This window comes from Paenibacillus sp. FSL K6-1558 (genome assembly GCF_038002565.1).
Taxonomy (GTDB): Bacteria; Bacillota; Bacilli; order Paenibacillales; family Paenibacillaceae; genus Paenibacillus; species Paenibacillus polysaccharolyticus.
The window spans coordinates 2,515,434-2,537,908 of the sequence record NZ_JBBOCV010000001.1; the positions used below are offsets into that span (position 1 = coordinate 2,515,434).

The window sequence follows — 22,475 nt, forward strand, 5'->3', positions numbered from 1 at the left end:
TACCTATCAAACTACACGAAGCACAAAAAAGCACACTTCCAGCGAATCCTCTTCGCCGAAAATGTGCCTTGACCGTTGTATCTTTTTGAACGCTTTAATGTATTGACACGCTCAACCCCATACTATTCGCAGATTAACAATCTTTATCCGGTACCCCTGCTTCTTCACGTGTACGGAAGGATGAGCCGCAGCCGCATGTAGCTACTGCGTTCGGGTTGTGAATGGTGAATCCGCCGGACATGCCGGAATCTTCAAAATCAATTTCAAGTCCATTCAAATATTTCACATTTTCTTTTTCCACAACGACTTTCATGTCCTGAATGTCCATATATATATCCTCATCGGACTCTTTATCGTCAAAGCCCATGGCGTACGAAAATCCGGTACAACCGCCCGGTGCTACGCCAAGACGCAGGAACATTCCAGGGGTCTCTTGCTGTGCAAGCATCTCTTTCAATCGGTCTGCAGCCGTTTCGCTGATACTAATCATGCCAGGTCACTCTCCTTTTCATCACTCTTCCTTCAAATTATACTCCACTCCGTCAAGGGGCTCAAGTCATGTTTGCCCGCTTCCGCGTTCCCCATGAACTCCTTTTTCTTCCCAGTGTATTGAACCCCTGCGACACGAGGTTTATAATGGATAGGTGGTCACTCTGAAAATGTCAATATTTTGTCATGAGATATTCGGATGTTGGTCATATATGGAGTTGTAATTTTTTTCACATTTCGAGACTGGTTATCAGTCCCCAATGCATATAGAGTCACTTTGACTCCTTTTGAAAAAATAAACTTTTCGATTGCAGCACACGCTGCACCGGGTAATAAGAGTTAGTCTTTCACAGGAAGGCGGCAGTTGACCGCATCTTTGCTATGTATTTCTGTTTAATGGTTCAACACACCACAACTCGAATTCCGGTAAAGAACAGGAGGAAACAGCATGTCTACATTGGTAACACCGTTCACCGACAAAAGAATGGCTGAAATCGTTGAGAAAGTACAGAACGGCGTAAGGCTGAGCGTAGAAGACGGCGTATATCTGTATCAAACAGATGATCTGCTGACTTTGGGCCAGCTGGCCAATGAGGCCAATCTGCGGAAGAACGGCAAGAAAGTCTATTTTATTGAGAACATGAGCCTTTATTTCACCAACGTATGCGAAGCTCGCTGCGCATTTTGTAATTTCCGCAAAGACCAGGGTGAGGAAGGCTCTTATACGTTATCCGGTCCGGAAATGATCGACTATGTGGAACAGCATATTCATCCAGGCGTGCGTGAGTTCCATATTGTAGGTGGACATAACAACCATGTTCCTTTTCAATATTATGTCGATTCACTACGTGCTTTAAACGAAAAATATCCGGATGTCACGCTGAAAGCTTACACTGCGGCAGAGATTGATTTCTTCACCCGCATCAGCGGCCTGAGCATCAAGGAAGTTCTGCAGGAGTTGCAAAAAGCTGGCCTGAAAACACTGACTGGTGGCGGCGCCGAGATTCTCTCGGATGAATACCGCAAAAAAATGCGTGTAGACAAAGCCAACGTGGATCGTTATCTTGAGGTGCACCGCACAGCTCATGAGCTCGGCATGCGTACACATACGACGATGTTGTATGGATCGATCGAATCCTATGAGGACCGCGTCAATCATATGGTGCAGATTCGTGAACTGCAAGACGAGACCAACGGATTTATGGTCTTTATTCCGCTTTCCATGCAGCCAAAAAGTAAAAACGCAAGCATTATGCGTCGTAACTCGGCTTATGAGGATCTGAAAACAATTGCGATCAGCCGACTGATGCTGGATAACATCGATCATATCAAAGCATACTTCATTAACATCGGTCCACAGCTGGCTCAAGTTGCCCTTGGTTTCGGTGCTTCGGATGCACATGGTACGATTGTTCGCGAACGGATTAGTCATGCCGCAGGTGCTCTCACACCTGAAGGCCTTACACGTAAAGAGCTCATATGGCTTATTAAGGGTGCGGGACGTATTCCAGTAGAACGTGATACGTTCTACAATGAAATACAAGTTTACGAATAGCTCTGATTAGTTTCATTGATCTAGGCAAGGATTACAGCAGCAGAAGCATCACTCATCAAAGAACGATACTTTCTTCAATCAGAGGGGACGTTTGATCAGAGTGATGCTTAACTGTGATCACATATTTCAAATTTTTATCTTTTCATTATGAATTATTCAAATTATTCAAACTAAAACAACACACGGAGCAGCTATGTGAGGACATAGCTGCTCCGCAGGTTACAGCCCCAGCAATGGGACTGATGCAGAAAGGAAGCCGAGTCATGAAAAATTTCGTCATTCTTGGAGGCGGTTATGGCGGCCTCACGATCATCAAGGAACTTCTGGAAGGTAAAATTCCGTCAGATACGCAAATTGTACTGGTGGATCGCAGCCCCTTTCAAGGATTAAAGACCGAATATTACGCACTCGCAGCAGGAACAGTATCCGATTACGACCTGCGTATCCATTTTCCGGTAAATGAGAAAGTAACACACCGTTTCGGTGAGGTTACAGCCATTAATCTGGAGCAGCGTCAGATTGAATTCGAAGGTCAGGAACCGCTTGAATATGACAAGCTTGTGATTGGACTAGGTTGTACGGATCGTTTCCACAATACACCTGGTGCTGAAGAATACAGCTGTACCATTCAGAGTTTCAGCAAAACACGCGAGACGTACCTGCGTCTGAATGAGGTAAAAGCTTATGGGCATGTTCACATTGTGGGCGGTGGCCTAAGTGGTGTTGAGATGGCAGCCGAATTACGCGAAAGCAGACCGGATCTGAATATCAGTATTCTGGATCGCGGTGAACGAGTATTATCCGCATTCCCTCAACGTCTCTCCTCTTATGTTCACGAATGGTTCGGCGAACATCAGGTTGAAGCACGAGGACATATTGCTATCTCGCGAGTCGAGCCTAACGCGATCTACAACCGCGATGAACAGATTCAAACGGATGCTGTTGTATGGACGGCAGGCATTCAGCCGGTGAAAGTCGTTCAAGACCTTGATGTAACGAAAGACCCACAAGGTCGTGTCGTATTAAATGAGTACTATCAGATTCCGGAGTATACCGACGTTTACGTGGTAGGTGACTGTGCCAGTGTACCTTATGCACCGAGTGGTCAGGCTGCGGAGGTTCAGGGTGAACAGATCGCTCATATTCAGCATGCCCTCTGGAAAGGCGAAAAGCCCAATCCGCAGCCTCTTAAGCTTCGCGGCACACTGGGCGCGCTTGGCAAGAAAGCTGGATTTGGGCTGATGGGCAAAACGTCCATGATGGGACGAGTGCCTCGTATTCTGAAAAGCGGCGTGCTCTGGATGTCCAAGCGTCATCTTGGTTAATTGAGGTTAATCGAGATCCAGCGCGTCCCAGGCATCCGCTTCGGCAATTTTGGCTAGAATGGCGTTATATAGATCTTCTACTTTATCTGTGGTTACGACTTCACCATTGACCAAGGCAAAAGGTGTCATATAACATTGACCACAATTGGTCAGACAGCCGTATTCGATCACGTCATAGTCCGGATTTTCATCCAGTTGATCCATGACTTCATCCGTGCCAAAATGCATATTGTTAGCACAAAATTCAATAATTGGTCTCATTTCAGTTCACCTGCTTTGTTTGACCATTTTAATTTATGGTCATTTGTAATATAATATAGGAAGGAAAGGAGTTGAACAATATGAGCGAAAACGCACAAAGCACCATGTATGATGAGGTATCTGATGTGCTTGATAAACTTCGTCCGTTCCTGCAACGCGATGGCGGTGACGTGGAACTGGTCGACGTGGAGGACGGCATCATTAAGCTGAAACTGGTCGGTGCCTGCGGCAGTTGCCCAAGCTCCACCATTACCTTAAAAGCCGGGATTGAACGCGCCCTTCTTGAAGAAGTTGAGGGTGTACAAGAAGTTGTACAAGTATTCTAATCAATCCTTCACGAAATAAACCTCAGAGAGCCTTTCGCTTCGCAAGAAGCGAGAGGCTCTTTTTTTGTAATTCCATCAGATGGTAGGCCGGATCGGATCAAGTCCTCCAGATACATCCATAATGTTACCTGTTATAAAATCCGAATGATCCAAACACAGGTACGTGATCACTCGCGCAATATCTTCTCCACTGCCAGGCCGACCTCTTGGTGTTTCTTTATCAGTTATGCCCGCAATCTCATCAATCATTTTCTCTTTGTTCGCACCACGAATATCTCCGGGGCAAACCATATTGACCGTAATCCCATAAGGTGCCTCTTCAACAGCAAGAGTCTTGGTAAACGAAACCAGACCTACCTTGGCAGCAGCATATACGGCACGATGAGGCCAGGATCTTGCTTCACCCGCGTGACTGAAGCCAAAATGAATAATACGTCCCCACTGCTTGCGGCGCATTTCCGGCAAAACAAGCTGATCCAGAATCATTGGCCCGAGCAGGTTGCCCTGCACTAACATCTGTACCTCTGCTTCGGAATAATCTGCGAACACCCGACGCTCTCGTACAAAAGGGCCGGCGTTATTCACCAGAATATCAATATTCCCCAACTGCGTTTGTACCGTATCAACGAGCGTATGAATCTCTTCTACTTTGGATATATCCGCCTGAACGGCAATGCAGCGCACCCCTTTGGCGATAATCTGAGCTTGCAACGATTCGGCTTCTGTTCTGCTATGCACATAATTAAGGGCAATGTGGCATCCCTGATCCGCCAGACTGAGGGCTGTCATTTTACCAAGACCTTTGGCACTTCCCGTTATGAGGGCAATCTTTCCCTTCACGTTCATCCCCCTCTTCAAAGAGCAGTCACTCATTCAGTATAAAAGATTTAGGCTTGCCTCACAACTTGCATGTGCTCACAATCTGTTCCAGTTATTTGAAGAATACAAATAAGTCCTGATTATCCAAATTTATCTTGATTACCTTACATACCTGTGATAATGTCTTAACGTCGTTTCTTATCTAAAAAACGCCATTATCATGTTCGAAAGGATCGTGTTCAATGAAGAAATGGTTCAAATTGAGTTCATTTAGACTCACAGTGCCATTAGTTCTAATGTATTCTATACTATTAGCGGATATCGGACCCGTCTCTGCTACCAATGAGCACATTACCTCATCATCCAATGAATACGAATGGGTGGATGGCCCGAATACCATATCTCTTGATGGCAAAGCCTCACTTGAGCTTCCAGCAAACTACTCATTTCTAGGTAAAACGGATACACAACGCTCCATGCTGGAACTTGGTAATCAGCCGAACGGGAATGAGATCGGAAGCCTGTACAGTAACGATCCCATGGGTTCATGGTCTGTCATATTCGAATACGTGCAGAGCGGGCATATTCATGACGATGACGAAAATCAATTGGATGCTCACGAGTTATTAAGTAACTATATGCGTTGGGAAGTTGAACATAACCGTAATGCAACAGAAGAAAACGAACTCCATGTAACAGGGTGGGAGGTTGCACCTGATTATAATCCTTCCAGTCATCAACTGATTTATGCACTCGGATTCAAAGATAGCTACGAACAAGCCTTGGTCAATTATAATGTTAATCTCTTAACACGCGAAGGTTATATCACGGCGATTCTTGTAACCGAAAAAGCGAATTTGGAGCAAAGTCGTGCTGCTTTTGAAGAAACGGTACTTGGGCATCTTACCGTGAATCCAGGATTCAGATATGAAGATTATAATGATAAAACCGACCAAACATCACGTCTTGGCCTGAACAGTCTCGTGCTGGGGGGAATTCCTTATACCGCGGAAGAGGAAAGTATTTGGAAATTTTTGAAGCATAGATGGTATTGGGGTCTGGGTTTATTCATATTGTTATTTGGCTGGGTCAGATACCAACAGAAAAGAGATGCACTCCATCAAGAGGAAACACAGTATCCGGTGACCCGGGAATATAACTATGAAGAACACGAGCAACAACATACTGCCGAACAGAATGAACTAACGTACTACCGCTCTTCGGATAAAAATTCAAAAACAGAGAATACATAATCATAAATCCAAGTTAACCAACACAGTTTACTAACAATAAGAAAAGGCCGCGCTCTCACATTAGAGAGCCGCGGCCTTTGTTGTAACACATATCAGCAATACCTACGCTGATCTCTCAGAGAACCTTAAAATGCAGGTTCAACTGCACCTTGGTAACGTTCTTTGATGAATTTTTTCACCGTTTCGGAGTGGAGAGCTTCTGCCAGTTTTTTGATAGCGTCGGCGTCTTTGTTATCTTCACGGGACACGAGAATGTTAGCATATGGATTGCCTTGCAAATCTTCGATCAACAATGCATCTTTAGATGGATTGAGGTTTGCTTCCAGCGCATAGTTTGCGTTGATAAATACCAGATCAGCTTCATCCAGCTGACGAGGCATCATAGCTGCATCCAGTTCAATGATTTCCAGGTTTTTCGGATTCGCCGTAATGTCCTGTTTAGTGGATGCAATGTTTGTATCATCTTTGAGGGTAATCAGCCCTTTTTTCGCAAGCAACAAGAGTGCACGTCCACCATTCGATGGGTCGTTTGGAATAGCCACTTTAGCGCCATCTTTCAGTTCATCCAGGGATTTAATCTTTTTGGAGTAACCACCGAAAGGCTCAACATGGACTGGAGTCACAGCAACAAGGTTGAATCCGCGCTCTTTGTTCTCTGTATCAAGGTAAGGCTGATGCTGGAAAAAGTTTGCGTCCAGTTTCTTATCTGCCAGCTGTTGGTTAGGTTGCACATAGTCGTTAAACGTCACCACTTGCAAACGAATGCCTTGTGCTTCAAGTTCAGGTTTGATGCTTTCCAGAATTTCAGCATGTGGTGTAGGCGAAGCACCGACTTTCAATTCAACGGTACGCGGAGCACCTGCTGCGTTATCCGCACCACTGTCGGATTTCTTGTTGTTGCCGCAAGCTGCGAGCACGGCAATCATCATCAAGCTGATTAAAATAATAGACCATTTTTTCATCTGTAAAAACCCCTTCGCATTTTTATTTTTCAATCTATCTGTTATTTCCGGGTGAAATAAATGACCAGACGATCGCCAATCATCTGCAAGAGCTGAACCAGTATAATCATGGATACAACAGAAATAATCATGATCTCATTCTGATATCGATAGTATCCATAGTTAATGGCCAGTGTACCCAGACCTCCACCGCCGACCATACCCGCCATGGCCGTATAGGACACCAACGTAACGATGGTAATTGTAATTCCGGCAAGCAAGCCAGGTAAAGCCTCAGGTAACAACACCCGTCTTACGATCTGAGCTGTAGATGCCCCCATTGCCTGAGCTGCTTCAATGACGCCGCGGTCCACTTCACGTAAAGTATTCTCCACCAGACGTGCAAAATACGGAGCAGCCGAGATAACCAGCGGTGGAATGACACCAAGCACACCTGTAGCGGTGCCCACCAGCGTACGCGTAAACGGAATAAGAGCAACAATTAATATGATGAAAGGTACCGAACGTAAAATATTAACAATAACTGATAATATGATGTAGGTTAGCTTTGAACTAGGTGAAGCCGATCTGCCTGTCATAAACAGAATGACACCAAGCGGCAAACCCAAGAGAACAGTAAACAAACCGGATACAGCAAGAATCTGCAATGTTTCAATGGAGGCCGTACCGACCTCTTCCCAGCGTACTTTGGAAAAATCCATTATCGGAGCACCTCCACATCAAGTCCTTCTGCGGTTAGTTCGGACAAGGTCTGCTCAATCGCAGCGGAGTCACCTTCAAAACGCACCGTCAGTTGACCATAAGGAACCTGCTTGATTGTAGAGATTGTACCTTGCAGAATAGCGAAATCCACACCTGTTTTACGAACTGTTCTCGACAGAATCGCCTCATAGGTTTTATCTCCAAGAAATGAGACCTTCACCAACTTGGAAGAAACACCTGTTGGCAACTCTGTCCCGGCATTTGCCATAACCGCTTCCTCCAGTGCCAGTCCACCTTCGCTGTCACGTGAGACAAAATCCCGCGTGATTGCATGTTGCGGTTTCAGGAACACTTCCGTTACTGGACCTTGCTCCACAATACCACCTTGATGAATAACAGCCACCCGATCGCAAATGTTCTGGATGACGTGCATTTCGTGAGTAATTAGCACAATCGTCAGATTATACTTTTCATTGATATCCAGCAATAACTTCAGAATCGAATTGGTGGTTTGCGGATCAAGTGCCGAGGTTGCCTCATCACAGAGAAGAACATTCGGATCACTTGCCAGAGCTCTCGCTATACCTACACGCTGCTTCTGTCCGCCAGACAGCTGTGCCGGATATTTGCTGCTATGTTGCTCCAGACCAACCAGAGCGAGCATTTCCTTCACCTTGCGATCAATCGCATCCTTAGGTGTGTTGACCAGTTTTAAAGGGAAAGCCACATTGTCGTATACCGTTGCAGAAGACAGCAGATTAAAATGCTGAAAGATCATACCAATCTTGCGTCTTTGCTGCTGTAGTTCACTTTTGCTGAGCTCAGTCAGGTTAATACCATCGACCCAAACCTCACCTTCTGTCGGGCGCTCAAGTAAATTGATACATCGAATCAATGTGCTTTTCCCTGCACCTGAGTGACCAATAACTCCAAAAATCTCACCCTTCTGAATCTTCAGATCAAGGTGTGACAACGCCGTCGTTGTTTTGGCACGTCTGCCATATGTTTTGGTTAATCCAACCAATTCGATCACTAATACTGCTCCTTCCCCATCACCTACATATATCTTTACCCGAAGGAAGGGAAAACTCCCCGTTCTACGCAAAAAAAGAGCCCTTTGCAGATACAAAGATGGCTCTTCACGTGAAATGACCTTCTCATCTGCCAAAATCATGTGCAACATGATTCTGTAGGAATTAGCACCTAACATCAACAAGGATAACCATTCATGTCATCATCGTTGATCGGTTGCCGGGCTTCATCGGGCCTGTCCCTCCGCCACTCTCGATAAGAGAAATATAAAGTTGTAGGTTTATATAGTTTCATGTAGTTCGTCATGTATAATGACCGAACTGCATCAAATGCTGTATTGAAGACACGATTCCATGTAAGATTCGATCTGGAACTCAGTATAATCAAAGTATTCCGATTTGTCAAATGGTATTATTTAAAATCATTGCTATACCTAATGTTTCAAAATCTGTTTACGCCAGATTCGATTGATGTATCGATAGGCCATATTCAGTGTTTCACAGACCATATCTACACCTTGCTGCATTTCGAGAAGATGCTGATCAAGATCCTCCAGCTTCACTTTGCCACGCAACGTCTGATGTAACTGCCACAAATCATCCTGCATTTCCGAATTCATGTAATGAATCTCCATATTACGCCGCTTTCGCAATCTGCTCATCGGTTCTCGGTACGCTTCCTTAATCTTAATTAATTGCTGCGCCAACTCATTATGATCCCGATAATATTCGAATTGCCTCAGAACGGTATAATAGGAGAAATGCACTTTGGTTTTGGATGTATTTAGTTGGAAAACTTCATTCAAGACCGTACCCAATTTGTCCAGAATCGCGAAGCACCGAATAAATGCATCTTTATAAAAATAAACGTACCGGGCATACTCAGATTTCTCAGCAGAACTCATATCGCGCGTTGAACCTGCAACTACTTTTTTACGAAAATGTACGGCTGCAAAATAACTTTGCTCCAGTTCATCCAACGAAGAGATTAGTCCCTGTGTCCATACATACAGCTTCCGATAATCATGGTTCGGATCATGATCCACATACATCTGTTTTTCAAAAGACTCCAGTGTAAACGCCATGGTATCCATGGCTTCTTTCAGTTTCCCTTGATTCACTCGTGGCTTTTCTCCCAGTAACGTACGTAGCATAGAAGACCTCCTCTTTCCACTGATGATGCAAAATATATATGTTTTCACAGCTGTTGAACAGCTGAAGATGAATTAAAGCGCTATGTGACGTTCGGTTAATCGTTACAACTTGATTTAGGTTGCCCTGCTACCTCCGACATCAAACAAAAGTCCACCTCTCCAATGATCTACATCACCGGATGGTGGACTTTCCAACATGGCCCAGCGCAGCTTCAGGACAATGTAATAAACTTACTTTTTTAAAACACAAAATTCATAAGCTGTTTAGAAACGGTTCACCGGGCGGTGCAGCTTGTACACAAGGAAGCTCATATAGGTCAAGATACCGAACAGTATAGCGATATCCAGCATATGTGCCAGCGCCACAAACATGTAAACTTCCGGGCGATTAATCGTCCACATCATGAACATACCGATAACCACTTGCAACAGAATTAAAACGACGGATAACACACCGAGTGTCCGTAGCTCGCGGTTGTCCGGGTGTTTACGGTAAGCAAAATGTCCTAGGATCGCGATTACTATCACGAGTGACACAGCTGCCAGACGATGGGCAAAGGCCACAGCTACCCCGCCAGAAAGTTCAGGCACAATCTGCCCATTACATAGCGGGAATCCGGAACACCCGCCAGCCGAATTCGTATGGCTTACAAATGCGCCTGTGTACACGACCAGGTACGTATAGATGGTTGAAAACCAGACCAGGTTACGAAATCCCTTACTAACGCGAGGATACTGGTTCAGACGTTCCAAACCGCCATATCTCGCCTCTTGCCTAATCCCGAGAGCCATCATCAATGAACTGGCAAAAGCAATGAGTGCGAACCCAAAGTGTAGCGCCATGACCGCGGAAGATTGCGAGAACACAACGGCGAAAGCGCCCATAATTCCCTGAATAATCACAAATAAAAGGGTTAGAAACGAGAACAATTGCAAATCACGACGCTGCTTGCCAAAACGTAAGAAGGCAACAAAAGATGCGATGGACAACAGCCCTGCCAATGCACTGACAGCACGGTGGGAGTATTCAATCAGAGAGGCAACAGTATGTGCTGGTACAAGCTTACCGTTACATAAAGGCCACTGTGTTCCGCAGCCAAGGCCCGATTCGGTTTTCGTCACGATCCCGCCGCCAAAGGTAGCCAGGAACATAACAAGACAGGTTAATACGGTTAACCATTTAAACAATGTTAAGTGCTTCAATTTTTTCTCACCCGCTGTTGGTTTAAGATGGCGAAGAAGTTCTTCGCTTGATAATCAATGCCGATTCAGTATTGTTGCTAGTGTTGTTTCCATAAGAAGGCTCATTACAGCACTTGTTTTGTACTTTGACACTAATTTCACAACTAAATCCATTATACCGGATAAAAGCATCATTGACGCCGCGCTTTGTGACAAAATGTTAACGTCTATTAAAAATTTGACCAGCAGGTCATTATATTTCGAATTTATGTATGTAGGCCCCTACCCATCTCGGTAGCCTTAAGCTACTCACCTCAAGCCAAATAAAAACAAGGCAGTCTTAAGCCTGAAGACGGCTCAACCGACAGCCTTGTATTTGCATACCTATCTTACAGTCTACCCTGTCTTGAAGACATTCATTCCCTGCGATGCACTTAGGCCTTACTTGTGAATGGTATTGTAGACCTCAACCGCACGATCCAAAAACTGCTCAATCTCTTCTCTCGACTTACGCAGCTTGTTCACATAGCGCACCAGTTCACGTCCGTCCGTGTAGGCTACAAAACTTGGAATACCCAAAATATTTTGCTCCTGACTTACTGTACCCACCTGATCAACATCCACCTCAATCAGGGTCAAGTCACGTGAATACTTCGTTTCCACCTCAGGCATAAACGGATCGATGTATTTGCAATCCCCGCACCAGTCTGCCTTAAATACGGCCACTGTCAAACGTGGAGATTGAATCGCCACATCAAATTCCGGCTTGGATGTAATCTGTTCCATTGTCACATCTCCCTTTCTGTACCTCGTCTCCCTCTAAGTGAAGCAAATTGGTGATTGGAAGTCAAATGTTCAGCGCATACTTAGAATAACCACAAGTCCTGGCATATCAAACACAGATATTCATGAAAGGATGTTCCATTCATGACTTCCACCAGAAATGACTCTTCGGAAAATCAGCATTCAGGCTCCATTGTACAGATCATTCGCTCCATTCCCGGAGCAGCTCTGGAAGTATGGCGAGGTAAACAAGCCGCCTGGCATGCGTCTGCAAGGCTTAGACATCCTTTGCGTGACCTGAATTGGAACGCAGATACAGCTGCCGCTCTGCAAGCTGAGGTGGAGAAGTTAATTCCTACAACAGGCAAGCCATCTCCTGCACGCAACAATCAGGCACAACGTGCGCTGGTGTGCGAAGAGGATTGCATCATTCTCGAAGAGATCAAAACCTTAACGCAGCAGCAGAATCGCAGTAATGTGACTCGAACCGCCGCTTATCTGGAATGCTACGAGCAGTATCCCGAGCTACATTGGGCGCTATTGGCGCATATGGTATCCCGCAACGGCGGATATCATATGACCGACCTGCACAGTGACCTAATGCATAATCTGCAAAATCAGAAGGATCGTGAGCATATGTATCGCTTGCTGGAGCGGTGCAATGCCCTTATTTTTCAGGATGCCTATCCTCAATTGCAGTTGTATATCCACAGTCGGCGGCTTGGACGAAGCTGCTTCCATCTGTTGTCTCATTTTCATGTATCGTCGTTTATGACCCCGTTCTGGGAGCGATTTTGGCTCGAACGTTGCAGTTCCATACTGAGTGTGGCCTTAATTATTAATGAGCAGAACTATATCGAGAGCCGGGTAGTGCAACATCCTTATTTTCAAAAAGTAGTACTCTCCAAACCTGCTTTTCATCTGCACAATCTGGCCGGGCTGAACCACATCGTTTTCCCTCTTGCACAAGGAGGCGGGCTCGCCGGGCGGGTCATTGAGCATTTTGGCAAATTGAATGAACGTATCCAGTTCGGCAAAGGGCTGTATGCCCTGTTATTTGGTGTAGAGCAAGTGCTTCAGCAGGTGCTGGACTTCGCGCGAACAATACCTCATCGTGGCTCACGAGCCGAATATTGGCCAGGCCTGTTTACCAAGCACCATGAAGGGCCAACAGACCATACTCTGTACACGGATGCTTTATTGAATGAGGAATGGCTGCCGGAAGGTCAACGTCTATATTCTCCTGAGTTGCTCGCCGTGTGGGAGGACACACCATATGAACCGATTACAAGACATGACTGGCTGGAAACACGGGATTGCCTCGGATACCTCACTGCGCCACGCAGACCTTGGCTGTTTGAGATGAGTCATGAGCATCGGTATGGCATGTTAAAAACAGCACTCGCTCATGATGTACAAGTTCTTACTCACTAATTGGCAGGGGAAAAACGGTGTCCCGATACGGCTTTAACAGGATCGTAACGTCACTAAAGTAGATTGAGCAGATTCTGCTGTGTAAGGCCAAAGTAGGAATAACGTTCACCTTCACGGAAACCAGCCTCTTATGCAATAACAATAAAAAAGCGCGGTCTGCTACAAGTGCAGACCGCGCTTTTTTACCTAAATTTATCCTCGTTGTCCGGCGCCGCGTTGCAGACGCATAAGCGGACGGAGAATTTTTTGCAGAATTCGCGGATAACTAGCCAGCTCGTCCTTACGCAAGACACGAAGAACCACCATCAGCACGAGATATACCACAACGACCAGCACACCCACGACCATGCAGGTTAACAGGAAAGATACCCGTGCAGGCAGGAACGCACCAAAGATCTGGTTTCCACTCCAATTGGCCGCAAAACCGACAGCTGCCGCGAGAAACACCGTAATGATAAATCCAATCCAGCGATCCCCCATAATTGAAAAATCAACGATTTTACGTAACACACGCAGATTCAGATATGTGATGACGAGGAAACATAGCGCTGTTGCAATGATGATCCCGTAAATACCGAAGATCGGCGCCAGGATAAGACTCGCAATCAGCTTCACGATAATTCCTGCCGCTACACTAATCATCGTGATTCGTGGTTTCCCAACCCCGAGCAACATGGAGTTCGTTGTCATCATTGTAATCTGGAAAATAGTGCCGAACGTAAGCAATGCAATAATCGGCGTGCCATCTGGAGTTGTGAAGAGCAATCCGTTTACCGAATAAGCCGCCGCACACAGGGTAATCACAATCGGCATTCCCGTCAGAATGGAAATACGTAGCGCCAGCGTTACCTGATTTTTCAGATGTAGCTCATCTTTGCGGGCAAAAGCCGCCGAAATGACAGGCACAAGGGACTGACTGAGCGCTATGGCGAGAATAGGCGGAATACCGGCTATACTCTGGGCTTTGGCACCCAGAATTGCCAGTACGCCTGTAGCTTCTTCCAGACCGATCCGTCCACTAAGCAGGGGAACGACGAGGGAAGAGTCGATAAAGTTGATTGCCGGAACAGCAAGTGAAGACAACACAATCGGAATTGAAAGTTTGAAAATATCAGTGTAAATTCCGCGCATCGGCAATTGCTCTGCACGCTCATAATGTAGCTGTGCCGCACGGTCACTTTTGCGTAGCTTTAATGTGAAGTACAGCATCACCGCAAATGCACCGATACTACCGAACACCCCACCGAAGGATGCCCCGGCTGCAATCGTCTGATCATCGTAATTCCATTGCAACATCACATAGGCCACAATAATCGCTACACCTACACGCGCAAACTGCTCCACGATCTGCGAGATACCGCCTGCAGTCATATTGCCGCGTCCCTGGAAATAACCACGCATCATTGCGATCGCCGGGAAGAGTAACAGGGCCGGAGCAAGCGCCCGGATGGCACTCACGGATTCCGGTACTTTGGAAATATGGGTGGCATAAAATGGCGCTGCGAACCATAACAGAACAGACATGACCACACCGGCCACGGCCGCAAAGATCAAGGCTGCACGGTATATCTGCTGTGCTTCGCCCGCGCGTCCGAGCGCGTAGCGTTCCGAGACCATTTTACTCAGCGTACTCGGTATGCCCGCCGTTGCGACAGTTAACAGCATTAAATACACCGTATTGGAGATCGTGAACGATGCGTTACCAATATCCCCGAGGATATGCTCCAGCGGCACACGTTGCACCAGACCCAGTACCCTTGCAATCAATGCAGCAGCCGCCAATATGAGCGTACCTTTAATAAATGTTTCCTTCTTAGACAAAACGGATTCCCCTTCTTTCCCCCACACCGGACCTCTCCGGCCCTAAGCTAGCTAACCTGATATTCTAGGCGAATCGAACCACCCAGATTATAAATAGAACAATCATCACAAGTTGCAAAATAATTTTCATCACCGTGCTGGTAAACAGCCCGACGACAGAGCCAAACCCAACTTTCGATGCTTTGGAAGGCGAGGAACCGCCGATCAGTTCTCCGATAAACGCGCCGATGAATGGCCCCAGCACAAGTCCAAAGGCAGGAATTACAAACGGGCCAATGATTACACCAATGGTACTCAGCGTTGTAGATAGCTTGGAACCGCCGAACTTTTTGACTCCCCAAGCACTCACCACATAATCTGCCACAAACAGTACCACCACAATAAAAATCTGGATGATCCAGAAACCTACACCGAACGGATCAAAGCTGAAGAACCAGCCGTAGACCAGAAACGCGAAGAAAATCGCGATTGCACCCGGCAGAATCGGATATACCGTACCTGCCATACCTACTGCAAACAGCAGGACAATTAAAATCCAGCCAACGGTTGCGAGCAAAGGTTACTCCCCCTTCAAAATATGTTCACGAATCAGATGTGCAATGCCATCCTCATTGTTGCTTCCAATAATTAAATCTGCCGCTTGTTTCACTTGCTCCTGTGCGTTGCCCATCGCAACACCCAGACCGACAGCTTCAATGACAGCCAGATCGTTCAGACTGTCTCCAACAGCAACTACCTCGGACATGTCGATGCCTAGCAATTGGCATACTTCAGCTACACCGGTAGCTTTGGATACGTTCTCCGGGTTTACCTCAATGTTTACAGGAGAGGAATTGGTCATTTGCAGACCACCCATTTCTTGCAATTCCATCATGATTTGATGACGAATCTCATCATCCTCGGTGGTAAATCCGAATTTCAGCCATTCTAATCCTTCAATATTATCCGTCCAGCGATCACGGTTAAACAGCTCTTCCACGGAGTATGCCCAGTACCAACTGTTATATCTCTCCCCGATCTCATGCATCTTGCGAATTAACGCCGGGTCCATCAGATGGCGCAGGTGAAGCTCATGTGGAGCTTTCCAGACCTCGCTGCCGTTGACCGTAACCATGGGTGTTTCCAGTCCAAGCTGTACCGCATAGGGCATAGCATGGTATACGGCTCTTCCTGTAGACAAGCACACATGCACCCCGCGACGAATGGCAATCTGAATCCACTTGGCCGTTTCCTGTGTAATTTCATGATTATCATTCAGCAACGTGCCATCCATATCCAGGGCCAGCAGTTTATATTTCAGTTCACTCATGTTGTAAATCCTCCTCCAGTATGTCTCTCTCCTCTAAAACAACAAGATCGCCCGGTATCCGCGAAATGGCGGACGCCCCGGACGTCACAGCTAACGACATTTTACCACAGATCACGCGTATGCAACAAAGTAACCTAAAAACCGGAACGCCAAAAACCGCCTGCGATGCAGACGGTCATCTAAATTTATGAAATCATGTTCAACGTGCGGCATATTTACGGCGAACATAACGAAGTACAATGCCATGTTTCGGTGACAGAAGTAACGCAAGTACAAACAGAATGCCGGCCACAGCCACCATGCAACCTGCAATAGAAGCATCCATCGCGTACGCCATCAGGTAACCACCGACAGAGGAAGCTGCACCGATCAGTACCGCATAAAGAATCATTTTACCAAGCTGATCCGTGAGCAGATAAGCCGCAGCCGCAGGTACAATCAGCATACCTACTACAAGAATAGAGCCTACACTTTCAAAAGAGGCAACGGACGTCATGGACACAAGTCCCATGAGCGCATAGTGAAATAAGACCACCGGAATACCGCAAGCCGCAGCCAAAGCCGGGTCAAACGCGCACAATTTGAACTGCTTGTAGAACAGTCCTACAACAACGAGAATAACAAGTAACGTAATGCCCAGCATCCAGACCGCTCTAGGCCCTACATCCATTCCCCACAGCGTTAACGTATCCCATTGCACATAGGCAATCTCACCGAACAATACACAGTCCAGATCCAGATCGATATGCTGTGCATTCAGGCTGATCAGGATGACCCCTACAGCAAAGAGTGCTGTAAATACTATACCAATCGAAGCATCCGAAGACAGGCCTCCAGCCTGGAGGGTCTGAATGAAGAACACCGTCAACAGTCCAAACACCGTTGCACCCAGCAACATCCACAGGGAGTCTCTGGAGCCGCTCCACAGAAACGCAATTGCGATCCCCGGAAGCACGGCGTGACTGATCGCATCTCCGACCAGAGCCATGCGCCGCAGAATCAGGAAGCAACCAAGAATGGCGCAAGCGGAGGAGACTAGTATTGCGGTGAGAATAATCCAAAATGTGGCCATCTACATCTCCCCCTGTTTCTGTGTTTGAGGCTGTGCAGCATGCACCTGTAGCGCGGCTTGCTCTTCACGCATATAAGTCGACTTCGCCTGGATGCTCCGCAACTTGCGGGCGAGTAACCCTCGCCTTGGTGCGAACAGCGCAGATCCAACAAACAGCACCGTAGCCGCAAGCACAGTTACTGGACCAGTAGGCAGATTAGGGACAAGCGTGCTTAAGAGTGTTCCTACGGCACCGCTTAATGCGCCGAACAATCCAGCCAGCAACACCATCAATGCAAGCGAATTGGTCCAGCACCTTGCTGCTGCTGCCGGGGTCACCAGCAGTGCCGCTACAAGAACTACACCTACCGCCTGGATTCCGGCGACAACAGCTATAACCGTCAGTAGCAGAATGAATTGCTCCAGTACTCCGACGGGCAATCCCATACCTCTTGCAAAACCCGGATCAAAGCTCACGAGCTTGAATTCCTTGAACCAGACTAGGCATGCGATGAGTAATACAAGACTTACCCCGCCCATCACATACACATCCGTAAGCACCATCGATGCCGCTTGCCCGAACAGGTACTTGTCAAGCCCGCTTTGGCTTCCACTTGCACTGTGCTGAATACGTGTCAGCATCACGACACCGATACCGAAAAATACCGTCAGTACGATGCCCATTGCCGCATCCTGCTTAATCCGTGAAAACCGGGTTATCCACGAAATGCCGAAAGTGGCTACAATTCCTGCAATGAGTGCGCCAAACAGAAACAATCCAATCGACTTCGTTTCCGTCAGCATAAACGCAATACAGATTCCAGGCAATGCCGCGTGTGCCAATGTATCGCCCATCAGACTTTGACGACGAAGAAAGGTAAATGAGCCGATAATGCCACTGCTGAATCCGAGGAGCAGACAACCGAGCAAAATCCAGCGTGTGTTCGGGTCTGACAATATAGAAACAACCCAATTCCACATAACTACACCTGGCCTTTCTCCGCTCGGCTGCCGATCATCGCGATGCGACCTCCGTAGGTTTCCTGTAATAAATCCGGTACAAATACTTCTCTTGTTGGCCCAGCGGCAACCAAACGTCCGTTGAGCAACAATACATGATCGAAGTATTCCTCTACCGTTGCCAGGTCATGGTGAACAACTAGAACGGTTTTGCCCTGCTTTTTTAATTGCTCTAGCAGGGAGATGATCGCTTTCTCTGTCGTTGCGTCCACTCCTGCAAAAGGTTCATCCATGAAATACAAGTCTGCATCCTGTACCAGTGCTCTGGCCAGGAATACGCGCTGTTGCTGTCCGCCGGACAACTGGCTGATCTGCCGATACATGTAATCCCCCATACCAACTTGCTCCAGGCAATGAGCCGCAAGATCTTTTTCCTTTTTTCCCGGGCGGCGGAACCAGCCCAGATGTCCATATCTTCCCATCATGACAACATCTAATGCATGTGTCGGAAAGTCCCAATCTACGGACTCCCTCTGTGGCACATAACCGATACGCCGCCTGGTTTCACGATAAGATCGTCCAAAGATCTCAATGTCACCGTGCATTTTCGGAACAAGCCCCAGAACCGCTTTGATCAACGTTGACTTGCCTGCACCGTTCGGTCCAAGAATGCCGATGAGTTGCCCTTCAGGTACATCAAAGGAAACATTGCTAAGCACCGGCTTTTTGTGATAAGCCACGGCCAGGTTCCTTACACAAAGAGGCGAAGAGACCGTTGCCTTTTCCTGTCCGAGCTGAATATTATCTATAGTTTCTAATGCTTGTTTTGTTGTATTGGTATTTTTCATCATCATAGCTCTCCTCTCTTCAGATGATATATTATTTCAAAGCCGCCGCGATCGTTTCGACATTGTGCCGCACCATTCCGATATAGGTGCCCTCTACGGTTCCCTCAGCCCCCATAGCGTCAGAGAACAGTTCGCCACCAATTTTTACGGTATGCCCCTTCTCAGCTGCCCCAGCAATAATCGCTTCCATCGCTTTAGCAGGTACACTCGATTCGATAAATACGGCTTTGATTTGATTTTCCACGAGGAAATCTCTTAGTTCACTTACATCTTTGGCTCCATATTCTGCTGCCGTACTGATGCCTTGAAGACCCATCACTTTAATGCCATAGGCTTGACCAAAGTAACCAAATGCATCATGTGCTGTGACCAGCACTCGGCTTTCCTCAGGGATCTGCCCGATTTTCTCCCGAACTTCCGTATCCAGCGCTTCCAGCTTCTCCAGATATGTTGCTGCCTGCGTCTTATACTGTTCCGCATGATCCGGATCTGCTTCCACCAGCGTGTCACGCACAGCTTCGGTTGCACGCATCCAGTGCTTGACGTTAAACCATACATGAGGATCATACTCTGTTCCACCTGTCGCTTGACCGGAATGCAGTTCCTCTACCGGGATTTTTTCGGCAACTGCGGTAACTTGTTTGCTTTTGGACATTTTCTCCAGGATACTGGTCATTTTTCCTTCCAGATGCAGGCCGTTATAGAAAATCACCTTGGCATGCTCCAGTTTGCGAATATCTCCTTGGGATGCCTTATACAAATGTGGGTCTACTCCCGGTCCCATCAATCCGGTAACCTCAACATATACTCCGCCCACCTCTCGTGCTACATCCGCAATCATGCCTGTGGTTGCCGTAACCTGCACTTTGCCGGTACCGTCTTCTCCCGAAATACTCGAACAAGCTGTAAGTACAATGACCAGAACAACGCCTATCAGCGTAATGACTCCACGTTGGATACTCCTCATCTTCACCATTAACAAATTGACCGTCCCCTTTCCCTGTCCTAAAATATTTGTCCGTAACTAATTAAGTTGTACAAGGTACCAACTTTTAAACTCGTCTAATAATGTTTCCCTTGTGCAAATTTTAGCCGATGGAAAAATAAAAGGCAAGGGATATTTTCCCCTGCCTGTCCTGTTACTTATGAGTTCAATCTAAAGCCGTTTATTCAATACTTTTATGAGCATGCCATTGTTTCCTATTATTTTATGCCCTTAATCATCAATCTTGTTCTTTATTCTGGTCCTTCTTCCCCTTTGGGATACCATCCAGGCCATACACTTCATCGTATGCATCAAAAATTTTGCGTGCGATCGGGGAAGCACTGACCGATCCAAAACCGCCTTCCGGCACGATAACCGCTACAGCCAGTTTCGGTTTGTCTCTTGGCGCAAAGGCGATAAAGACACCGTTCTCCTTTTTATTCGGTCCGGTTCCTTGCTCGGATGTTCCTGTCTTTCTGGCAAAATCATAAGGGAAACCGTCGAAGGAGCTTACTTTGGTGACCATACCCTTATGCACTTCGTTCCAGTGTGCATCCGCAAACTGCACCTCATTAAGAACCTTTGGCTCAAACTTCTTCACCACATTGCCATCCGCATCACGGATTTCCTTCACCAAGTGTGGCTCCATTCGTTTGCCCTTATTCGCAAGCATTGTGGTGTACTGGGCAAGTTGCATCGTTGTATATTTGGCTTGCTGACCAAATGACGCAAACGCAAGACGTGTCAGTGCAGACTCATTATTGTCTGCTTTATACTCCAACTGACCAAGAAATTCTTTGGGCAGATCAATGCCTGTCGAGACACCCAAACCAAAATCCTTCATGTATTCGTCCCACTTAGCAAGGGCTTTTGTGGCACCATATTTATTCAGCAAACGCTTGCCCACCATATCAATCATAAATGCATTGGACGACTTTTCAATCGCTCTCCGTGCGGTAATATTACCGTTGTAGGCCGAATGTGAGTTCTTTACTTGTCTTCCATCCTTGCCTAATACAGCGTAACCTTTATCAGGATAAGTACTCCCCGTAGTGAACAGTCCCTCTTTCAGGCCGATAAGCACACTGAGCGGTTTAATAACCGATCCAAGTAGAACAACGGACTCTGCACGGCTTGGCTTATTATCATTGGGCGGGAAAGACTCTGTCGTCCCGTTTCGGAAAACATACTTGATTTTGTCATAATCCCAGTCATTCGGATCATAGTCCGGCATACTTGCCATAGCTACCACATTGCCTGTATCCACTTCCATAGCTACAGCGTAACCTGTAATGGCCTTTGGAAGCTGTCGTAATTCATCCGTAATAGCCTTTTGCGCGGCAAGCTGAACCTCCTTGTTGATCGTGGAGATCAGACTGTACCCCTTCTCTGGTGGAGTCAATTCCATCGTGCCTGTAGGTAAATTCCTAGAGTCAATATCAATGGATTGATATCCGCTTCTTCCGCGAAGCTCCTGCTGATATTGCAGCTCCAACCCATCGAATCCAACCCTCTCATCCTGAGAGTAGACCAGTCCAGGATCACGCTGAGACCCAGATTGCTCTATGATCGATTTGTACTGCTTGAGTGTTGTGGGTACTCGCTTGAATTCCCGTGTGTAACCAACAACCTGGACAGCGACTCGATCAGGGTCATATCTCCGTACATTCTCTTCTAGCACCATTACGCCAGGATACTCCGTTTTTTTCTCTAGAAAAAAAGCAATTTCCTGGGTCGTCAGATCAGACTTGACCAGTCTTGGCACATAACCGAATGTTTTTTGGTGATCCAGATCCAGCCGTTTTATAATCTCCTCTGCATCTGGCTGCTTCTCGTCTCCCGGATTGAATCGTTTGAATATATCCGCAAGTTCACGAGCCAATCCTTCGGCTTCCTGCCTGCGATCATCATTACGATAATCTTCATATAACAGCACATACAGTGACTGTACCGGCTCCGAATAAGCAAGCGCCACTTTCCCGGTCGCATCATAGATCGGGCCGCGCACCGGGGCTAGAGGGATATCTTTTGTATTGCGCGTAGATTCCATGTACGTCAGTTCAGGCCCTTCGACAAACTGCACAAATGCCAGTCGGAAGATCAGAATGCTGAATATGACAAATGCCACGAAAAAAAACACATTCAGCCTCGCGCTGGTCGATTGATTTACCGCTCTCTCATCTTCGTTCGGCGGTTTATTTTTAAGTCGATTAAACATATGCTCC

Annotated in this window: 22 protein-coding genes and 1 riboswitch; of the genes, 5 read left to right on the forward strand and 17 right to left on the reverse strand. The window is 46.8% G+C overall.

The window, feature by feature from the left end; genetic code table 11:
• Positions 1–133 precede the first annotated feature (133 nt).
• Complete coding sequence (locus MHI38_RS10835) at positions 134–490, reverse strand: HesB/IscA family protein (RefSeq protein WP_090919545.1); 357 nt, start codon at positions 488–490, stop codon at positions 134–136.
• Positions 491–937: 447 nt separating this feature from the next.
• On the opposite strand from MHI38_RS10835, the gene mqnE reads away from it, so the two are divergent.
• Positions 938–2,044 (forward strand): aminofutalosine synthase MqnE, encoded by a 1,107-nt coding sequence (gene mqnE / locus MHI38_RS10840; RefSeq protein ID WP_090919549.1) that lies wholly within the window; start codon positions 938–940, stop codon positions 2,042–2,044.
• A gap of 263 nt (positions 2,045–2,307) precedes the next feature.
• Positions 2,308–3,369 (forward strand): NAD(P)/FAD-dependent oxidoreductase, encoded by a 1,062-nt coding sequence (locus MHI38_RS10845; RefSeq protein ID WP_090919552.1) that lies wholly within the window; start codon positions 2,308–2,310, stop codon positions 3,367–3,369.
• A gap of 6 nt (positions 3,370–3,375) precedes the next feature.
• Here MHI38_RS10845 and MHI38_RS10850 read toward each other — a convergent pair whose 3' ends face one another.
• On the reverse strand, positions 3,376–3,630 hold the full coding sequence (locus tag MHI38_RS10850) for a YuzB family protein (RefSeq protein WP_090919554.1): 255 nt from the start codon (positions 3,628–3,630) through the stop codon (positions 3,376–3,378).
• 80 nt (positions 3,631–3,710) lie between these two features.
• Here MHI38_RS10850 and MHI38_RS10855 point away from each other — a divergent pair, with 80 nt between their 5' ends.
• Positions 3,711–3,956, forward strand: coding sequence for a NifU family protein (locus MHI38_RS10855; RefSeq protein ID WP_053783253.1), 246 nt, complete (start codon positions 3,711–3,713; stop codon positions 3,954–3,956).
• A gap of 75 nt (positions 3,957–4,031) precedes the next feature.
• On the opposite strand, the gene MHI38_RS10860 is transcribed toward MHI38_RS10855, so the two are convergent.
• Positions 4,032–4,796 carry an SDR family oxidoreductase gene (locus tag MHI38_RS10860; protein WP_154891069.1) on the reverse strand — a complete coding sequence of 255 codons (765 nt, stop codon included), beginning with the start codon at positions 4,794–4,796 and terminating at the stop codon, positions 4,032–4,034.
• Positions 4,797–5,071: 275 nt separating this feature from the next.
• Here MHI38_RS10860 and MHI38_RS10865 point away from each other — a divergent pair, with 275 nt between their 5' ends.
• Entirely contained in the window at positions 5,072–6,028 is a 957-nt protein-coding gene (locus MHI38_RS10865; protein WP_341181254.1) for a DUF2167 domain-containing protein, read from the forward strand.
• A gap of 125 nt (positions 6,029–6,153) precedes the next feature.
• Here the strand turns inward: MHI38_RS10865 and MHI38_RS10870 are convergent, their stop codons facing one another.
• The 6 genes from MHI38_RS10870 to MHI38_RS10895 form a co-directional block, all read right to left on the reverse strand.
• Entirely contained in the window at positions 6,154–6,990 is an 837-nt protein-coding gene (locus MHI38_RS10870) for a MetQ/NlpA family ABC transporter substrate-binding protein (protein ID WP_154891071.1), read from the reverse strand.
• 41 nt (positions 6,991–7,031) lie between these two features.
• The gene (locus tag MHI38_RS10875; protein ID WP_090919566.1) at positions 7,032–7,691 is read right to left on the reverse strand and encodes a methionine ABC transporter permease; all 660 of its coding nucleotides are present in this window, start codon (positions 7,689–7,691) and stop codon (positions 7,032–7,034) included.
• Positions 7,691–8,725 carry an ATP-binding cassette domain-containing protein gene (locus MHI38_RS10880; protein WP_154891072.1) on the reverse strand — a complete coding sequence of 345 codons (1,035 nt, stop codon included), beginning with the start codon at positions 8,723–8,725 and terminating at the stop codon, positions 7,691–7,693. The genes MHI38_RS10875 and MHI38_RS10880 overlap by 1 nt, the downstream gene beginning before the upstream one ends.
• 121 nt (positions 8,726–8,846) lie before the next feature.
• A riboswitch (SAM riboswitch) is annotated at positions 8,847–8,986 on the reverse strand.
• A 171-nt stretch (positions 8,987–9,157) separates the two neighbouring features.
• Complete coding sequence (locus MHI38_RS10885; protein WP_154891073.1) at positions 9,158–9,877, reverse strand: Cthe_2314 family HEPN domain-containing protein; 720 nt, start codon at positions 9,875–9,877, stop codon at positions 9,158–9,160.
• Between the two features lie 264 nt (positions 9,878–10,141).
• Positions 10,142–11,080, reverse strand: coding sequence for a COX15/CtaA family protein (locus MHI38_RS10890; RefSeq protein ID WP_139168884.1), 939 nt, complete (start codon positions 11,078–11,080; stop codon positions 10,142–10,144).
• A 420-nt stretch (positions 11,081–11,500) separates the two neighbouring features.
• On the reverse strand, positions 11,501–11,845 hold the full coding sequence (locus MHI38_RS10895) for a thioredoxin family protein (protein WP_090919572.1): 345 nt from the start codon (positions 11,843–11,845) through the stop codon (positions 11,501–11,503).
• 141 nt (positions 11,846–11,986) lie between these two features.
• On the opposite strand from MHI38_RS10895, the gene MHI38_RS10900 reads away from it, so the two are divergent.
• Positions 11,987–13,276: a DUF2515 family protein gene (locus MHI38_RS10900; protein ID WP_341181255.1), complete on the forward strand. Its 1,290-nt coding sequence runs from the start codon at positions 11,987–11,989 to the stop codon at positions 13,274–13,276.
• Positions 13,277–13,468: 192 nt separating this feature from the next.
• Here the strand turns inward: MHI38_RS10900 and MHI38_RS10905 are convergent, their stop codons facing one another.
• The 8 genes from MHI38_RS10905 to MHI38_RS10940 form a co-directional block, all read right to left on the reverse strand.
• Complete coding sequence (locus MHI38_RS10905; RefSeq protein WP_154891075.1) at positions 13,469–15,097, reverse strand: putative polysaccharide biosynthesis protein; 1,629 nt, start codon at positions 15,095–15,097, stop codon at positions 13,469–13,471.
• A gap of 64 nt (positions 15,098–15,161) precedes the next feature.
• A complete protein-coding gene (locus tag MHI38_RS10910) occupies positions 15,162–15,602 on the reverse strand; it encodes a DUF456 domain-containing protein (protein WP_336122790.1) in 441 nt (146 codons plus the stop codon).
• A 54-nt stretch (positions 15,603–15,656) separates the two neighbouring features.
• Entirely contained in the window at positions 15,657–16,406 is a 750-nt protein-coding gene (locus tag MHI38_RS10915) for an HAD-IIB family hydrolase (RefSeq protein WP_154891076.1), read from the reverse strand.
• Positions 16,407–16,605: 199 nt separating this feature from the next.
• Positions 16,606–17,478: a metal ABC transporter permease gene (locus MHI38_RS10920; protein ID WP_090919579.1), complete on the reverse strand. Its 873-nt coding sequence runs from the start codon at positions 17,476–17,478 to the stop codon at positions 16,606–16,608.
• Positions 17,479–18,438, reverse strand: a complete 960-nt coding sequence (locus tag MHI38_RS10925) for a metal ABC transporter permease (RefSeq protein ID WP_154985071.1) — start codon at positions 18,436–18,438, stop codon at positions 17,479–17,481. It lies immediately after the preceding gene.
• A gap of 2 nt (positions 18,439–18,440) precedes the next feature.
• Positions 18,441–19,265 carry a metal ABC transporter ATP-binding protein gene (locus tag MHI38_RS10930; RefSeq protein WP_253499903.1) on the reverse strand — a complete coding sequence of 275 codons (825 nt, stop codon included), beginning with the start codon at positions 19,263–19,265 and terminating at the stop codon, positions 18,441–18,443.
• A 31-nt stretch (positions 19,266–19,296) separates the two neighbouring features.
• The gene (locus tag MHI38_RS10935) at positions 19,297–20,241 is read right to left on the reverse strand and encodes a metal ABC transporter solute-binding protein, Zn/Mn family (RefSeq protein WP_154891114.1); all 945 of its coding nucleotides are present in this window, start codon (positions 20,239–20,241) and stop codon (positions 19,297–19,299) included.
• Positions 20,242–20,488: 247 nt separating this feature from the next.
• Positions 20,489–22,468 carry a peptidoglycan D,D-transpeptidase FtsI family protein gene (locus MHI38_RS10940; RefSeq protein WP_308723060.1) on the reverse strand — a complete coding sequence of 660 codons (1,980 nt, stop codon included), beginning with the start codon at positions 22,466–22,468 and terminating at the stop codon, positions 20,489–20,491.
• Between the last annotated feature and the right edge of the window lie 7 nt (positions 22,469–22,475).

Bases quoted from the DNA above. Each gene is read 5' to 3' on its own strand.
- MHI38_RS10835 (WP_090919545.1), bottom strand. From the start codon at position 490: ATGATTAGTATCAGCGAAACGGCTGCAGACCGATTGAAAGAGATGCTT.
- mqnE (WP_090919549.1), top strand. From the start codon at position 938: ATGTCTACATTGGTAACACCGTTCACCGACAAAAGAATGGCTGAAATC.
- MHI38_RS10845 (WP_090919552.1), top strand. From the start codon at position 2,308: ATGAAAAATTTCGTCATTCTTGGAGGCGGTTATGGCGGCCTCACGATC.
- MHI38_RS10850 (WP_090919554.1), bottom strand. From the start codon at position 3,630: ATGAGACCAATTATTGAATTTTGTGCTAACAATATGCATTTTGGCACG.
- MHI38_RS10855 (WP_053783253.1), top strand. From the start codon at position 3,711: ATGAGCGAAAACGCACAAAGCACCATGTATGATGAGGTATCTGATGTG.
- MHI38_RS10865 (WP_341181254.1), top strand. From the start codon at position 5,072: ATGTATTCTATACTATTAGCGGATATCGGACCCGTCTCTGCTACCAAT.
- MHI38_RS10870 (WP_154891071.1), bottom strand. From the start codon at position 6,990: ATGAAAAAATGGTCTATTATTTTAATCAGCTTGATGATGATTGCCGTG.
- MHI38_RS10875 (WP_090919566.1), bottom strand. From the start codon at position 7,691: ATGGATTTTTCCAAAGTACGCTGGGAAGAGGTCGGTACGGCCTCCATT.
- MHI38_RS10885 (WP_154891073.1), bottom strand. From the start codon at position 9,877: ATGCTACGTACGTTACTGGGAGAAAAGCCACGAGTGAATCAAGGGAAA.
- MHI38_RS10895 (WP_090919572.1), bottom strand. From the start codon at position 11,845: ATGGAACAGATTACATCCAAGCCGGAATTTGATGTGGCGATTCAATCT.
- MHI38_RS10900 (WP_341181255.1), top strand. From the start codon at position 11,987: ATGACTTCCACCAGAAATGACTCTTCGGAAAATCAGCATTCAGGCTCC.
- MHI38_RS10910 (WP_336122790.1), bottom strand. From the start codon at position 15,602: ATGGCAGGTACGGTATATCCGATTCTGCCGGGTGCAATCGCGATTTTC.
- MHI38_RS10915 (WP_154891076.1), bottom strand. From the start codon at position 16,406: ATGAGTGAACTGAAATATAAACTGCTGGCCCTGGATATGGATGGCACG.
- MHI38_RS10920 (WP_090919579.1), bottom strand. From the start codon at position 17,478: ATGGCCACATTTTGGATTATTCTCACCGCAATACTAGTCTCCTCCGCT.
- MHI38_RS10925 (WP_154985071.1), bottom strand. From the start codon at position 18,438: ATGTGGAATTGGGTTGTTTCTATATTGTCAGACCCGAACACACGCTGG.
- MHI38_RS10930 (WP_253499903.1), bottom strand. From the start codon at position 19,265: ATGAAAAATACCAATACAACAAAACAAGCATTAGAAACTATAGATAAT.
- MHI38_RS10935 (WP_154891114.1), bottom strand. From the start codon at position 20,241: ATGGTGAAGATGAGGAGTATCCAACGTGGAGTCATTACGCTGATAGGC.
- MHI38_RS10940 (WP_308723060.1), bottom strand. From the start codon at position 22,468: ATGTTTAATCGACTTAAAAATAAACCGCCGAACGAAGATGAGAGAGCG.